Here is a 14451-nt window from a genome sequence, read left to right on the forward strand (position 1 = left end):
GTAGAACGCGAAAAATCACCATATACTGATTCTGACTGTCGACACTAAAACAAAGTCCAATCGGCTACCCGTCAGGCAAGGAGACGCCATGTACATGGGAACTGAGATTGCCGGCTCAACGCACGTCGAGGCGAGCGTCTCGGCGCGGCTCGACCGGCTGCCGCCTACCCGGTACTTTCGCGGGCTCGTCGCCCGCATTGCGGTGGGCGGCTGGTTCGAGTTCTACGAGATGTTCATGGCGGCCTATATCTCGCTGGGCCTGATCCACAGCGGGCTGTACCGCGCTACCACCGCCGGTCTCTTCGACGTGAACGGCTTCGCCAGCTTCCTCGGTTCGTTCTTCGCGGGCATGTTCGTCGGCACGGTCGCGCTGGGCGGCATCACCGACCGCTTTGGGCGGCGCGTGGTGTTCACCTTCGCCATGTTGACGTACTCCGTGGCGAGCTTCATCGCCGCCTTCCAGCATTCGGCGCCGGGCATGGACGCCTGGCGCTTCGTGGCGGGCGTGGGCATCGGCATGCAGCTCATCACTGTCGACACTTATATCTCCGAGCTCACGCCGCGCGATGCGCGCGGGCGCTACACCGCCTTCAGCATCCTCGTCATTCTCACTTCGGTGCCCGTGGTCGCGGTCATTTCCTATGTGCTCGTGCCGCGCACCTTCCTCGGTATGGAAGGCTGGCGCTGGGTGATGATCATCGGCGCGGCCGGCGCCGTGTGCATCTGGTTCATTCGCCACGGCTTGCCGGAGTCGCCGCGCTGGCTGGAGAGCAAGGGACGCGTGAGCGAGGCGCGCCAGATCGTCGACGAGATCGAGCGCAAGGTGGTAGCCGAAACCGGCAAGCCGCTCGCCGAGCCGCCCGAAAGCCCGGACGCGAGCCAACTGCAAGCGCGCGGCGCGTGGATCGAGATGTGGCAGGGCCGCTACTTCAAGCGCACGGTGATGCTGTCGCTCTTCAACTTTTGCCAGACCTTCGGCGTGTACGGCTTCGGCGCGTGGGTGCCGGTGCTGCTGTACTCGAAGGGCATCACGATCACGCATTCGCTGCTCTACACCATGGTGATCGCCATTACGACGCCGCTCGGCGCAATTGGTGCCATGGCGTGCGCGGAGCGTTTCCAGCGCAAGTGGCAACTGGTGGGCTGCGCCATCGTCGTGGCCGTGGCGGGCGTGATGTTCGGCCAGGTGCGCGACCCCGTTCCGATCCTGCTTTTCGGCAGCGCGGTGACGATCGCGAACAACTGGCTCATCGGTATTTTCCACACCTATCAGGCCGAGCTGTATCCCACGCGTATTCGCGCGCGCGCCGTCGGCTTCGTCTTTAGCTGGAGCCGCGTGAGTTCGATCTTCGTCGGCTTCTGGGTGGCGGCGCTGCTCAAGCACTACGGTGTGCCCGCCGTGTTCCTGCTGATTTCGTCGGCCATGGTCGTGATCGTCGTGGCGGTGGGCGTGTGGGGTCCGAAAACCAACGGTGTACGTCTAGAGGAGTTGTCGCAATGAGTGGTTCCATCGCTGCGGCGTTCGCGCAGGGCTTGTATGCGCTGGCACAGCGTCCGTTGCCCGCCGACGTCCTGAAGGAAGCGAAGCGTTCGTTCATCAACGTTGTGGGTACAACGATCGGCGCGTGTATGCATCCAGGCGTGGAAGCGATATTCGCCGCTGCGCGCGACCTTGGCGCTGCGAGGGAGGCGGGCGTGCTGGGCCGCGTCGAGCGCACCGACGTGCATTTCGCCGCGCTGGCGAACGGCTTCGCCGGACACCTCGACGATTTCGACGATACGCATCTCGCCACGGTGATCCATCCGGCGGCGGCCACGCTCGCGGTGCTCACCGCGCTGGCGCCGCAAACGCGGCCCACCGGCGCGCAGGCGCTCACGGCGTTCGCGCTGGGCTGTGAGGCGCAATTGCGCGTGGGCGTGGCGATCTCGCCCGAGCACTACGACCGGGGCTGGCATATCACGGGCACGTGTGGCGTGATTGGCTGCGCGGTCACGGCGGCGCTACTACTCGGCCTCGACGAAGCCGGACTTAAGGAGGCCGTATCGATTGCAGCTTCGATGTTCATCGGTCAGCGCGAGGCCTTCGGCACCATGACCAAGCCGTTTCATCCCGGCAAAGCGGCTGCCAATGGCATCGATGCAGCACGGCTCGCCCAGCACGGCCAGCAGGCGGCCGCGGATATTTTCGAAGCGCCGGGAGGCTATGCGCGATCGCTCTCGACGAAGGTGGAGTTCGAGCGCATGAACGGCGAGTTCGGCGAGCGCTGGGAACTGCTGTTCAACACCTACAAGCCGTATCCGTGCGGGATTGTCGCGCATCCGGCCATCGACGCGGGCCTCGCGATTGAGCAGCGCATTGCGGACGCCGGTTCGATCGACGCGATCGTGCTGCGCTGCCATCCGCTCGTGCCCGAGTTGATGGGCAATCCGCAGCCTCATGATGGCCTGCAGGCACGTTTCAGCGCGATCCATGGCGTGGCCGCCGCGTTGTGTGACGGCCAGGTGGGTCTCGCGCAGTACGACGACAGCCGCGTGACGAGCGACGACGTGAAGGCGCTGCGCGCGAAGACAACGCTCGCGCCCGACGCCGCTGTGAACCGCGACGAGGTGCACATCGAGGCGCGGCTTCACGACGGCCGCATTGTCGCGCATCACGTAGAACACGCGCGCGGCAGTCTCGCGCGGCCCCTGACCGACGACGAACTGCTCGACAAGGTGTGTCTGCTGATCGACCCGCGGCTTGGCGCGGGTGTGGCGGATCGTATTGCCGCTGCCGTCGAGAACGTGGAGCGCGCAACGAGTCTCGATGCGTTCTTCGCCCTGTGCACGCCGAACAAGGATCGGGTTCATGCATAACTCCGCCGCTCATTCCGCCGTTTCCGACGCATTCGTGGCGCTAGCCGCAGCGAAGCCTGGCGTGCGCGAACTCGAAGCCGCGCGCAGCGCCGTGGCGAACGCGCGCCGCTTCGCCGCGCAGCCCCGCGATGTCAGCCCGCTGAGCAACATGCTCGGGCAGGCCACCGATGCGCGCTCGCGCGCATGGCAGTTCGGCGCTACGCTCGCCACCCTGAATGCCGGTTCGACCGCTACGCCCGTCATTGCGGCAGCGCTTGCGCTGGGCGCGTCTCTCGAGGCCGCCGAAGAGGATATCGCCGCCGCCGTCGCGGTCGGCACGCGCGCGTCGGCGCGGCTCGCGGCCGCCGTGGACGACGAAGCGTTTCGCGCGCGCTGGAACGTGGCCGCGTCGCTCGGGATCGTGGGGGCGACACTCGCGGCAGCGCGTCTTCTCGGGCTCGACGCGCTGCGCACGCGCCACGCGCTTGGCATTGCCGCAACCCAGGCCGCAGGGCTCGCGCACAACGTGGGCGAAGTCATGGGCGCGCTGGAAACCGGCAAGGCGGCCGCCGATGCCATCGAAGCGGCCCTGCTCGCGAAGCACGGCTTCACGAGCGCAGCGGCATCGATAGACGGAAGGCGCGGGTTGGCCGCGCTGATGGCCTACCGTTTCGATGCGGCGGCGATTACCGCGTGAGCGCGGCTAGCAGAACGGATTAAATACGGATTCCGAACTGATAAAGATGCCAACAACGCCTTCGCCCTCGCGCCGCCGCATGCTTCAGTGCGCCGCGGCGTGTAGCATGCTGCCTGTCCTCGGCGCAAAGCACGCATTTGCCGCCGACGCATCGCCCTCGTCATCGCAGGACGACACAGGCATCACCGCGCAACTCGCGCGCTACATCGTCGCCGCGCGCGACAAGCCGTTACCCGACGCCGTGCTGATCGAATGCAAGAACCACATACTCGATACCTTTGGCGCGATGGTGTCGGGTTCCCGTATGCGTCCCGGCATGCTGGCGACGCAATACGTGCGCTCGCTCGGCGGCGCGCCACAGGCTTCGGTCGTGGGCGCCGACCTGCGCACGAGCACAGTGAACGCCGCGCTCGCCAACGCCATGTGCGCGCACTCCGACGAAACCGACGACTTCGAGCCCGTCACGAAGGCGCACCCGGGCTGCTCAACGGTGCCCGCCGCGCTCGCGCTCGGCGAAGCACAAGGCGTATCAGGCGCGGCGTTCGTGCGTGCCGTCGCGCTGGGCTACGACGCCGCGTGCCGGCTCCTCATGGCGCTCGGCCCGGACCTCGTGCGCGCATCGCATCGCAGCGCGGAAGGCACGGCCTCGACGTTCGGCGCGCTTGGCGCGGCCGCTGCGCTCGCGCGGCTCGACGAACGGCAGACGCGGTATGCGATCTCTTACGCGGCGCAGCAGGTTTCGGGGCTGTGGAGTTGGGTGAAGGACCGCGACCACATCGAAAAGGCATTCGATTTCGCGGGCATGGGCGCACGCAACGGCGTGATGGCGGCGACCATGGTGCAGTCGGGCATGACCGGCGTGGACGATGTGCTCGACGGCACGCACAATCTCTTCATCGCGCTTTCCTCGAAGCCGCAGCCTCAAGCGATGATCGACCAGCTCGGCGGTCGCTTTTTCGTAACGGAAACGGCGATCAAGACGTATTCGGTAGGCTATCCGATTCAATCCCCGCTCGATGCATTGCTCACGCTGCGGCGGCAATATCGCCTCACGCCGGACAACGTGCGTACGGTGGTGGTGAAGGTGCCACCCGACGCTATCGGCATTGTCGGCGATAGCGCGATGCCCGACGTCAACTGCCAGCACATGGTGGCGCTGGCGCTCGTGAAGGGCGCTGTGTCGTTCGCGGACAGCCACGACGTAGCGCTCATGCGCGATCCGCAGATTCAGGCGCAGCTCGCGAAGGTGAGCGTCGTTGCGGACCCGAAGCTGAGCGACCCGGCGGCGCCGCGCGGCGGCATCGTCGAAGTGACGTTGACGGACGGGCGCACCGTGAGCCACTACACGCGCTTTCCGCCCGGCACGAAAGAGAACCCGCTGAGCGTCGCGCAGGTGAACGAGAAGGCGCGCGATCTCATGGAGCCTGTGCTCGGTCAGCAAAAAACCGCGCAACTGATCGCGCGGATCAACGCGCTGGAGCACGTCGCGAACGTCGCCGACCTGCGGCCGCTGTTCACGGCGTGAAGCGCTCGCTACGGCATACGCGCTCGGGAAGTATCCACGCCTTGCTCGTCCTTGATGGCCAACAGGGCGACGGACTCTGAGCCGGGCCGCCGCGTGGCTTTCCAGATCATCAGCAGGTGGTAGTAGAGGCGCGGGCTGAAGCCGAACCGGTACGCGTGGAGGTTGCCGAGCGCGAGCTGCAGCCCGGCGCGCGCCTCGCGGTTGCGCGCGAGCAGCGAGACCACGATCGGTACGAGCCGGCGCATGGCGAGCTTGCGGGCCGGTTCGAGCTCGGGCGGCAGCGCGAGGCTGTTGAGAAAGCGCCACGCCGCGATCGACGAGGCATTGATGCTCGTGCGTGTTGCCTGGGATACCGAAACATCCGTGATGCGATAGCACGAGACATATTCGTTCACGTAGCACACACGTTTTGCCGCGAGACAAAGCCGCGTGCCGAATACGTAGTCGCAGCAGGTGCCGTAGTGATCGTCGTAGCCGATGCGCTTGACGAGCGCCGCATTGGCGAGCCAGCCGTTGTTGGGGAACATCTGCACGATGCCCACGCGGCCCGGCGGGTTTTGCAGGCCTGACGCGCTGGCCGTACGGTGATAAGCGAGGTTCATGCGTTCGCTAGCCGCGTGCATGATGCGCCCGTCATGATCGGTTTCGTATTGATCGCCGAACGCGACTTCCAGATCCGGGTAACGCTCCCACTGCGCAAGCAGCTTCTCGATGCAGTGCACGAGCAGGTAGTCGTCGTCGTGAATCAGGAGGATCTTGTCTCCGCTCGCCCGCTCGAAGAGGCTGGCCACGTTGGGCGCCTGGCCGAGCGCGGGCACGTTGCGCCGGTAGGCGATGCGCGGGTCGCGACCGTAACGCGAAGCGACCAGTTGCGCCGTGCGATCGTCGCTCGAGTCGTCGCCGATCACGATCTCGATGTTCGCATGCGTTTGCATGAGGCACGATTCGATGCAGCGAACGAGCAGTTCAGGCCGGTTGTACGTCGGCAGGCAAATGGAGACCTTCGTTGTTGTCGTCATGGGCAGACCCCAGTGCTTGAGGGATGCGGAGACGTTCGCAAAAACGGGTTCGTAATGCGAACTTCATCCGGTGGACATGACGGTAAATGAAAAAAACGCGAAAGAAATTGAAAATAATTCGCAAGGAACGCACCTTGCGCAACGCGGCCCGCAGAGCCCGCAACGGCGGGCATCCGCACAAAGCGCCGATCTTAAATCTGACGAATCGGAAAGAAAATCCGGGCGGCAAAATAATCCGGATTTATCGGTCGATGGACTAAGTGCCGGAACACACACGTCAATCGCGTTAACATGGGAGCTCCGCCTGAAACGACCGACGGCATCCATGGCTTCCATCTCCTACGCCCACAAACCGCTCACGCCGTTTCGCCGTGCGCTCGCCCGCTTTTCCCTCTCCGAACTCGCGAAATACACGAAGCTCACGCTCGGCATGTGGATCGGCTTCGGCGTTCCGTATGCGTGCGGATATCCCGAAGCGGCAGTCGCGCTCTCGGGTTCGGCCATGCTCACGCTTGCGCTCGGCAGTTCCATCTCTGCGGCGCGCGGGTACTTCTACAAGCGCGTGATGTCGAACCTCGTTGCGATGCCGATCGGTACGCTGCTGATCTGGCTGACCGCGCCGCATTTGTGGCTGGGGGTGATCCTGCTGCCGCTCGTGATCTTCACGATCGTGCGCATCAGGCCTTCGGTGTTCCAGATGACGAGCGTCACCGTGCCGATGACCCTCGTGCTCTACACGGGCGAGCACATACCGTTGCTGGAGCAGCGTTTGATCGGCGTGGTGCTCGGCATGCTGCTCGGTTTCATCATCCAGCAGATCGCGTTTCCGCCCGATCACGGCTTCTGGGCGAATACGCTCGTCAACGACGGCAACGCGCAGGCCGAAGCCTTGCTGAGCGAAGTCGCGACGAAAACGCTGGACCGCGCGAAGCTGAAATCGGCGACGGCCGCGCTGCGGGTGTCGAGCAGCAATCTGAAGCAGGCGCATGATCTCCTGAAGTCGGACCTGGAGCAGTCGTGGGTGTCGGCGCATTTGAAGCGCAACCGTGATCGCGTGCCACTGTTCTCGTGCTACCACGAGCTATTCGATTCGATCGTCGGCTTCCTCGAAACGCTCGACACGTTCAACGCGCAATACGAGGCGCTGGACGCGCAATGGAAAGACGCGTACCGGCGCGGCCTCGCGCGCCTCCTGGATGTCCACCGGCAACTGGCTACGCAGGCGGATCTCCGGGTGGAACGCCCGGGTCTTCTCGTGGAGCCGCTGACGCGCGAGGAACTGCACGCGCTTGTCGAATCGCTGCCCGCAACGGGCGTGTTCACGAGCGTCTATCTCGGTCATTTGACCGGCTACGGCATCCTGCTGCGCCGTTTGACCGCCATGCACACCGAGCACTTGCGTAAAGCGTGATCGCCGCGCACCGCACCACGCTGTCGATGTTTTGAGCGCCTGCGCCGGCATACCGCCCGGCGCAGGCGCGAGCGTCTACCCGTAATTGTCCTGGGGTGGGCGTGCCGCGGCGCAACTCGTGTCGTGCACCCCTCGCAGCGTCCCGGCAGCCGTGCCCGCCGGCCTTGCGCGCCCGATTGTTCGCGATTCGCAAATGACGTATTCGGGCGTTATCCGGTACTGATTACACCCCGCTTGCGACTATCCTGGCAGCGTCGATGCCGATGTCGTCCTGCAAGCCTGCAGCGGTGCACCTCGCGTCGCACACCGTTTTCGAACATGAGCGTGTGGCGCGGCATCCTGCCGGCCCAAGGAGACAGAGATGAAACCGAACACATGGGATACGGCCTACGAATGGAAGGCCGTGACGCTGCTGGCGCTGGGTTTTGGCCTCGTGGGCCTCGACCGCTGGCTGATCGCGCCGCTGTTTCCGTCGATCATGAAAGACCTCAACCTCAACGCGCAGGATGTGGGCAACTGCATCGGCATACTCGGCCTTTCGTGGGGTGTGTTCGCGGCGGTCATGGGCGGCTTGTCCGACAAAGTCGGGCGGCGCAAGGTGCTGATTCCGGCGATCATCGTGTTCTCGCTGCTTTCGGGCTTTTCCGGCCTCGCAGGCGGCTTTGCGAGCCTGCTGGCCGTACGCGCGCTCATGGGCGTGGCCGAAGGCTCGTTTTGCCCCACGAGCTTCGCCGCCACGGCCGATGCCTCGCACCCGAGGCGCCGCGGCTTCAACCTCGGGCTCCAGCAAAGCGGCTTCGCGCTGTTCGGGCTCGCGCTTGCGCCGATCATCGCCACGCAGCTGCTGGGCGTGATGAGTTGGCGCTGGGTGTTCGCGCTCGTCTCGGTGCCGGGCCTCATACTCGGTTTGCTGATGTACCGCGTGATCCGGGAACCGCGAGGCGCGCTGACGCGTGACGCGGGTGCGCCCGCGGCAAAGGCCGAACGCGGCCACTGGCGCGACGTGCTCCGCAGCCGCAACATTCCCGTGGCGATGGTCGCGCTCTTCTGCGCCATGACGGGTGTGTTCGTGCTCGGCGCCTTGCTGCCGCTCTACCTCACGCAGTATCTTTCGCTCGACACGCAGCGCATGGGCGTGGTGGCCTCGGCGATCGGCTTTGGCGGTTTCGTCGGACAGTTCGGCTTGCCGGGGCTTTCGGATCTGCTGGGGCGGCGCATGGCTAGCGTCCTCGGCTTCGTCGGAACGGCTGTCATGCTGATCGTGTTTCGTGGACTCGGCGCGCAGCCGCTCGAACTCTTCGCGGTGCTGTTCGCGGCTTCCTTCTTCACGCTGGGCCTCGTCTCGCTGCTCTCGGGACCCGTTGCCACCGAAGCCGCGCCGGCCGGCATGGTCTCGACCTCGATCGGGCTGGTGGTGGGCGCGGGCGAAATCTTCGGTGGCGGCGTGGCGCCCGCGCTCGCCGGGTTCGTCGCGGCCCATTTCGGTATCCAGAATATTCTGTGGCTGCCTATTGGCGCGGTTTTGCTCGGTGTCGTGGTGAGCCTCTTGCTCAAGGAAACCGCGCCGGCGAAGCTGGCGCGCAGCGAGGCCGTTGCACCAGCCGCGCCACTGCCTGCGGCGGGGCAGGCGGAGTAGGGCTGGAACGCCACGTCGCCCTCTCTTGCCACGCCGCTCGTGACACAGTGGCGTGAACGACGGGAAGCGAGCCCTATACTTGGAGGGCGCGAACCCATGAAGAAGAGAGGAGCATGGATCGATTCCTGAGCATCGAAGCCTTTGTGCGCGTGGCGGAAACAAGCAGTTTCGTGGAAGCGGCCCGGCAACTCGGCGTCACCAGTTCGGTCGTGACGAACCGCATCCAGCAACTGGAGAAGTTCGTCAACGCACCGCTCTTTCATCGCAGCACGCGGCACGTGCGCCTCTCCGAAGTTGGCGAGGCGTTTTATCGTGAATGCGCCGAGGTGGTGGGGCGCGTGAACGAACTGACCGACCAGATGCGCGAGTTGCGTGCCACGCCAACGGGCAGACTGCGCATCCAGATATTGCCGGGATTCGCGCTGGGCCATTTCGGCGCGCCGCTTGCCGAATTCAATCGCCGCTATCCTGGCATTCAGCTCGATGTGATCGTCAACGACCGCGTGGTCGATCCGATCGAAGAAGGCTTTGACGTCGCTTTCCAGATCTTCCCGCCTATTTCCGACTCGCTCATCGAGCGGCGGCTCTTTTCGGTGCGGCGGCTCTTTTGCGCCACGCCCGCTTATGTGCAAGAACATGGCGCGCCGCAGCATCCACGCGAATTGCTGCAGCACACCACGGCGCTCTATTCGGGTTATCCCTCGCGCAACCGCTGGACGATGACACGCGGCGACGAAGTCGTGGAGATGGAATTGCCCGGCATGATCCGCTCGAACTCGGTGCATTTGCTGCGCGACTACGCGCTCACGGGCGGCGGCGTGGTGTGCCTGCCTACGCTCGTGGCGAGCGAGGCGCTCCTCAACGGCTCGCTCGTGCCGATCCTCACCGACTACCACCTCTCGGCGTTGAGTTTCGCCGCCGTGTATCCCTCCACCCAGCGCCAGGCACTGAAAGTGAAGGCACTCGTGGAGTTTCTCGCCGAGTATCTCGGCCCCGAGCCCGCATGGGACGTGCCGCTGATCGAGCGCGGCTGGGTGCGCTAGCGCCTGGGCAACCTTTGCCTACCGCGATTATTTGCGAAACGCGAATACCGTAGTCGTCCCGTCGCCGGTTGTTGTCGACGTGCAGCGCTCCTAAAGTTGACTCCAACGACACCTTCCAAAACAGGAGACAGCCATGACCGATTCGTCATTCCACACCGCCTTCGGCTCGCTCGAGCAGTACCGCAAGGGCGAGATCGAAATCACGAGCGGCGACGCCCGCCACTATGTTTTCTCGAACGTCTTCGAAGTCGCCGCGCGCTCAGTGCCCTTTGAGAAGGTCGTGGTCGGCAAGAACCTCGAGTACGTGATCGAGGTGCTGCGCACGGAAGGACAGTCGCGCTGGTTCGCCTGCGCACACGATGAGTTCGTCATCCTGATGGATGGCGAAGTGCGCATCGACTTCATCAAGCTCGATACGCCGCTCAAGGGCGGTACGGGCACGGTCGACGCGGGCGAGCAACCCGCAGGCCGCAAGATGGGCCACGTGGTGTTGCGCCGCGGGCACCAGGCGTTGCTGCCGGCAGGCTGCGCGTATCGCTTCAGCTCGCACAAGGCTGGCGTGGCGCTCGTGCAGACCATGGTCGGTGAACTGTCCGTACAGAAGTGGGCAGATATCTGCCTGCACTGAAAACACGCGCTAACTGATCACTCGACTACTGGAGACACCAAATGGCCACCCTCGAAACCCTCGACCACGCCGCAGGTTTTGCCGCCGACACCGTACGCGCGAGCGAGCCCGACGCCGTGACCGGCTATCGCCGCTACACGCTCGGCGCCTTCGAATTCACGCGCGACGAATACTTCGTGAAAGTGCTGTGGCCCGCGAAGGGGCAGACCCGCACGCACGCCATCCCCGCCGACGCCTTCCTGCGCGCGATGATGCGCGACGTCGCCTGGGGCTTCTTCTACGGCTGGGTGAATTTCGACCACGTGTTCGGCACGCGCAATCACTACGGCAAGGTGGACGTCTATGCGGGCTCGTTCAACGGCATCATGAAGGACGCCGGCGTGGACTATATCGAGAGCTTCGAAACGCCCACCATCATGGCGACCTTCAAGGCGATCCTGCACGACTGGACCAACGAAGGCTTCGACCCGTTCGCCGCGCCCGAGGAAACCGGCACCGCATTCGGCCGCAAGCATGGCGAGAACGACGCAGCAATCGAGCGCACGCGTATCGCCACGCGCCGCATGCCTGGCCTCGAAGGCGACTCGCCGCTGCGCGACGACCTGCCGGTGAACCGCGCCTTCGCCGACGTGCCCCAGGACAGTCCCGAAGTGCACGCCGAGCCCGGTTTCGAAGGCGAGCTGCACGCGTTCAACCTCTTCAAGTACCTCTCGCGCTCCGACGTGACGTGGAACCCCTCGGTCACTTCGGTGTGTGGGCAGAGCCTGTTCTGCCCGACCACGGAGGAGTACATCCTGCCGGTTTTCCATGGCAACGATCGCGTTGAATGGTTCCTGCAACTCTCGGACGAAATCGTCTGGGACATCGGCGACAAGAACACCGGCGCGCCGCGCGCCCGCATCACCATGCGCGCGGGCGACATCTGCGCGATGCCCGCCGATATCCGCCACCAGGGCTATTCGACCAAGCGCTCGATGCTGCTCGTATGGGAGAACGCGACCGCGGGCTTGCCCACGCGCTACGAGAGCGGCGAACTGAAGCCGTATCCGGTCGAGTTCTGAGCGAGTTGCGCAGTTATAACGCACGCCTAAGCATCAATCGAGGATTTACTCATGCAAACGCAATTGTTCATCGACGGCCGCTTCGTTGACGCTGTCGAGGGCGGCACCATCGACGTGCTCAATCCGCACGATGGCTCGCTGATCACGAAGATCGCCGCCGCGACGGCCGCCGATATCGATCTGGCCGTGGCCGCCGCCACGCGCGCCTTCCCCAAGTGGGCCGCGATGGCCGCCGCCGAGCGCGGCCGCCTCCTGCTGCGTCTGGCCGACGCCATCGAAGCGAACGGCGAAGAACTCGCGCAGCTGGAGTCGCTCGACACGGGGCACCCGATTCGCGATTCGCGTGCGCTCGACGTCCCGCGCACGGCGGCGTGCTTCCGCTATTTCGGTGGCATGGCCGACAAGCTCCAGGGTTCGGTGATTCCTGTTGAGGCGGGCTTTCTCAACTATGTGCAGCGCGCACCCATTGGCGTGGTGGGGCAGATCGTGCCCTGGAATTTTCCGCTCATGTTCACGAGCTGGAAGATGGGTCCGGCGCTCGCGGCTGGCAACACGGTCGTGCTGAAGCCCTCCGAAATCACGCCGCTTTCCACGCTGCGCATCGTCGAACTGATGGCGGAAGTGGGCTTTCCCGCGGGTGTCGTCAACATCGTGCCGGGCTATGGACATACGGCCGGGCAGCGGCTTGCGGAGCACGAGGGCGTGGGCAAGATCGCCTTCACCGGGTCGACGGCTACGGGGCGGCGTATCGTGGAAGCCTCGCAGGGGAACCTCAAGCGCGTGCAACTCGAACTGGGCGGCAAGGGCGCGAATATCGTGTTCGACGACGCCAATCTCGACGCCGCCATCAACGGCGCGGCCTGGGCGATCTTCCACAACCAGGGCCAGGCGTGCATCGCAGGTTCGCGTTTGGTGCTGCACGAGCGCATCGCCGACGAATTTCTCGAACGCTTCGTCGCGCTCGCCTCGTCGATTCGTGTTGGAAATCCTTTGGATTCCGAAACAGAAATGGGGCCGCTCACGTCGCTGCAACATCTGGAGCGTGTGAAGGCCTTTGTGGACGTGGCGCGCGAGCAGGGCGGCCGCGTGCTCACGGGCGGCAGCGCGCCGCAGGACCCCGCGCTCGCCAACGGCTACTACGTACGCCCGACGGTGATCGAGGCGAAGACGCCGCACGACCGTATCGCGCAGGAAGAGGTGTTCGGCCCGTTCGTGACCGTGCTGCGGTTCAAGTCCGACGAAGAGGCGCTCGCCATTGCCAACGGGACCGAGTACGGTCTCGGCAGCGGCTTATGGACGCGCGACCTCTCGCGCGCGCACAGCCTCGCGGGCAAGATTCACGCGGGCATGTGCTGGGTGAACTGCTACAAGCGCGTGAATGCGGGCAGTCCGTTCGGCGGCGTCGGTCAATCGGGCTATGGCCGCGAAATGGGCTTCGAGGCGATGCACGACTACACGGAGGCCCGCTCGGTGTGGGTCAACGTGGACGCGCAGGTGCCTCCGCACTTCAAGCGTTGAGGCACGTATGGATCGCTTCGTCTATCAGGGCTTGCCCTCGCGCGTGGTGTTCGGCTGGGGTAACCTCGCGCGGTTGCCCGAAGAAGTGGACCGGCTAGGCGCGCGCCGCGCGTTGATTCTCTCTACGCCCGAGCAGCGAGCACTTGCCGAAGAAGTCGCGCGCCTGCTCGGCGAGCGCGCCGCTGGCATCCACGCGCAGGCGGTCATGCACGTGCCGGTGGAGGTCGCGCGGGCCGCACGCGAGAAGGCGGCGGCGCTGGACGCGCAGTGCTGCGTGGCCGTGGGCGGCGGCTCGACCATCGGCCTTGGGAAGGCGATCGCGCTCGAATCGGCGCTGCCGATTGTCGCCGTGCCCACCACCTATGCGGGCTCCGAGATGACACCCATCTACGGTCTCACCGAAGGGCGCTTGAAAAAGACCGGGCGAGACCCGCGCGTGCTGCCGCGCACCGTGATTTACGACCCGTCGCTCACCGTCTCGCTGCCTGCCGGTATTTCGGCGGCCTCGGGCGTGAACGCAATGGCGCACGCGGTGGAGGCGCTCTATGCAGAGGACGCGAACCCGGTGATCAGCCTGATGGCCGAAGAATCGATTCGCGCGTTAGGCGAAGCGCTGCCGGTTGTCGTGCGTCGCCCGGACGACGCGACGATGCGCAGCCGCGCGCTCTACGGCGCGTGGCTCGCGGGCAGTTGCCTCGGTGCTGTGGGCATGGCGCTGCATCACAAACTCTGCCACACGCTCGGCGGCACCTTCAACCTGCCGCACGCGCAAACGCACGCGGTCATGCTGCCGCATACGGCGCACTACAACCACGCGGCCGCACCACAAGCGCTCGAGCGCGTGGCGCGTGCGCTCGGCGGCGTGCGCGCGGACGAAGCCGGGCCGCGGCTCTACGCGGTGAACGAATCGCTTGGCATTGCGCTGTCGCTCAAGGAAATCGGCATGCCCGAAGCGGGCCTCGACGAAGCGGCCGATCTCGCGTGCACGAATGCCTATTCCAATCCGCGAGCGTTGGAGCGCGGTGCGATCCGCACGCTGCTGCAACGGGCGTGGGAAGGCGTGGCGCCGCGCTAGTCG

General features: G+C 65.2%; 12 protein-coding genes. 11 read left to right on the plus strand and 1 reads right to left on the minus strand.

What is annotated here, in order from left to right; all coding sequences use genetic code 11:
- The first annotated feature begins 88 nt into the window (after positions 1-88).
- The 4 genes from JMY28_RS04890 to JMY28_RS04905 all read left to right on the plus strand — a co-directional run bounded on the left by JMY28_RS04890 (position 89) and on the right by JMY28_RS04905 (position 5057).
- The gene (locus JMY28_RS04890; protein WP_201694772.1) at positions 89-1501 is read left to right on the plus strand and encodes an MFS transporter; all 1413 of its coding nucleotides are present in this window, start codon (positions 89-91) and stop codon (positions 1499-1501) included.
- Positions 1498-2856 (plus strand): MmgE/PrpD family protein, encoded by a 1359-nt coding sequence (locus JMY28_RS04895; RefSeq protein ID WP_201694773.1) that lies wholly within the window; start codon positions 1498-1500, stop codon positions 2854-2856. The genes JMY28_RS04890 and JMY28_RS04895 overlap by 4 nt, the downstream gene beginning before the upstream one ends.
- Positions 2849-3532, plus strand: coding sequence for an MmgE/PrpD family protein (locus JMY28_RS04900; protein ID WP_201694774.1), 684 nt, complete (start codon positions 2849-2851; stop codon positions 3530-3532). The genes JMY28_RS04895 and JMY28_RS04900 overlap by 8 nt, the downstream gene beginning before the upstream one ends.
- Positions 3533-3638: 106 nt before the next feature.
- Positions 3639-5057 carry an MmgE/PrpD family protein gene (locus tag JMY28_RS04905; RefSeq protein WP_201694775.1) on the plus strand — a complete coding sequence of 473 codons (1419 nt, stop codon included), beginning with the start codon at positions 3639-3641 and terminating at the stop codon, positions 5055-5057.
- An 8-nt stretch (positions 5058-5065) separates the two neighbouring features.
- Here the strand turns inward: JMY28_RS04905 and JMY28_RS04910 are convergent, their stop codons facing one another.
- Positions 5066-6076, minus strand: a complete 1011-nt coding sequence (locus JMY28_RS04910) for a glycosyltransferase family 2 protein (protein ID WP_201694776.1) — start codon at positions 6074-6076, stop codon at positions 5066-5068.
- Positions 6077-6401: 325 nt separating this feature from the next.
- On the opposite strand from JMY28_RS04910, the gene JMY28_RS04915 reads away from it, so the two are divergent.
- From JMY28_RS04915 to JMY28_RS04945, 7 genes are all read left to right on the plus strand, one after another.
- On the plus strand, positions 6402-7487 hold the full coding sequence (locus JMY28_RS04915) for an aromatic acid exporter family protein (RefSeq protein ID WP_201694777.1): 1086 nt from the start codon (positions 6402-6404) through the stop codon (positions 7485-7487).
- A 361-nt stretch (positions 7488-7848) separates the two neighbouring features.
- Positions 7849-9123 (plus strand): MFS transporter, encoded by a 1275-nt coding sequence (locus JMY28_RS04920; RefSeq protein WP_201694778.1) that lies wholly within the window; start codon positions 7849-7851, stop codon positions 9121-9123.
- 113 nt (positions 9124-9236) lie between these two features.
- Positions 9237-10166 carry a LysR family transcriptional regulator gene (locus JMY28_RS04925; RefSeq protein WP_201694779.1) on the plus strand — a complete coding sequence of 310 codons (930 nt, stop codon included), beginning with the start codon at positions 9237-9239 and terminating at the stop codon, positions 10164-10166.
- 133 nt (positions 10167-10299) lie between these two features.
- Positions 10300-10794, plus strand: a complete 495-nt coding sequence (locus JMY28_RS04930; RefSeq protein ID WP_201694780.1) for a cupin domain-containing protein — start codon at positions 10300-10302, stop codon at positions 10792-10794.
- 41 nt (positions 10795-10835) lie between these two features.
- Positions 10836-11855: a hydroxyquinol 1,2-dioxygenase gene (locus tag JMY28_RS04935; protein ID WP_201694781.1), complete on the plus strand. Its 1020-nt coding sequence runs from the start codon at positions 10836-10838 to the stop codon at positions 11853-11855.
- Positions 11856-11906: 51 nt separating this feature from the next.
- Complete coding sequence (locus JMY28_RS04940; protein WP_201694782.1) at positions 11907-13373, plus strand: aldehyde dehydrogenase family protein; 1467 nt, start codon at positions 11907-11909, stop codon at positions 13371-13373.
- A 7-nt stretch (positions 13374-13380) separates the two neighbouring features.
- Complete coding sequence (locus tag JMY28_RS04945) at positions 13381-14448, plus strand: maleylacetate reductase (RefSeq protein WP_201694783.1); 1068 nt, start codon at positions 13381-13383, stop codon at positions 14446-14448.
- Positions 14449-14451: the final 3 nt, after the last annotated feature.

Source organism: Paraburkholderia hiiakae, assembly GCF_904848665.1.
Taxonomy (GTDB): domain Bacteria; phylum Pseudomonadota; class Gammaproteobacteria; order Burkholderiales; family Burkholderiaceae; genus Paraburkholderia; species Paraburkholderia hiiakae.

What these genes read in the sequence shown, in the direction of transcription:
- JMY28_RS04890 (WP_201694772.1), top strand. Translation starts at nt 89, where the DNA reads ATGTACATGGGAACTGAGATTGCCGGCTCAACGCACGTCGAGGCGAGC.
- JMY28_RS04895 (WP_201694773.1), top strand. Translation starts at nt 1,498, where the DNA reads ATGAGTGGTTCCATCGCTGCGGCGTTCGCGCAGGGCTTGTATGCGCTG.
- JMY28_RS04900 (WP_201694774.1), top strand. Translation starts at nt 2,849, where the DNA reads ATGCATAACTCCGCCGCTCATTCCGCCGTTTCCGACGCATTCGTGGCG.
- JMY28_RS04905 (WP_201694775.1), top strand. Translation starts at nt 3,639, where the DNA reads ATGCTGCCTGTCCTCGGCGCAAAGCACGCATTTGCCGCCGACGCATCG.
- JMY28_RS04910 (WP_201694776.1), bottom strand. Translation starts at nt 6,076, where the DNA reads ATGACGACAACAACGAAGGTCTCCATTTGCCTGCCGACGTACAACCGG.
- JMY28_RS04915 (WP_201694777.1), top strand. Translation starts at nt 6,402, where the DNA reads ATGGCTTCCATCTCCTACGCCCACAAACCGCTCACGCCGTTTCGCCGT.
- JMY28_RS04920 (WP_201694778.1), top strand. Translation starts at nt 7,849, where the DNA reads ATGAAACCGAACACATGGGATACGGCCTACGAATGGAAGGCCGTGACG.
- JMY28_RS04925 (WP_201694779.1), top strand. Translation starts at nt 9,237, where the DNA reads ATGGATCGATTCCTGAGCATCGAAGCCTTTGTGCGCGTGGCGGAAACA.
- JMY28_RS04930 (WP_201694780.1), top strand. Translation starts at nt 10,300, where the DNA reads ATGACCGATTCGTCATTCCACACCGCCTTCGGCTCGCTCGAGCAGTAC.
- JMY28_RS04935 (WP_201694781.1), top strand. Translation starts at nt 10,836, where the DNA reads ATGGCCACCCTCGAAACCCTCGACCACGCCGCAGGTTTTGCCGCCGAC.
- JMY28_RS04940 (WP_201694782.1), top strand. Translation starts at nt 11,907, where the DNA reads ATGCAAACGCAATTGTTCATCGACGGCCGCTTCGTTGACGCTGTCGAG.
- JMY28_RS04945 (WP_201694783.1), top strand. Translation starts at nt 13,381, where the DNA reads ATGGATCGCTTCGTCTATCAGGGCTTGCCCTCGCGCGTGGTGTTCGGC.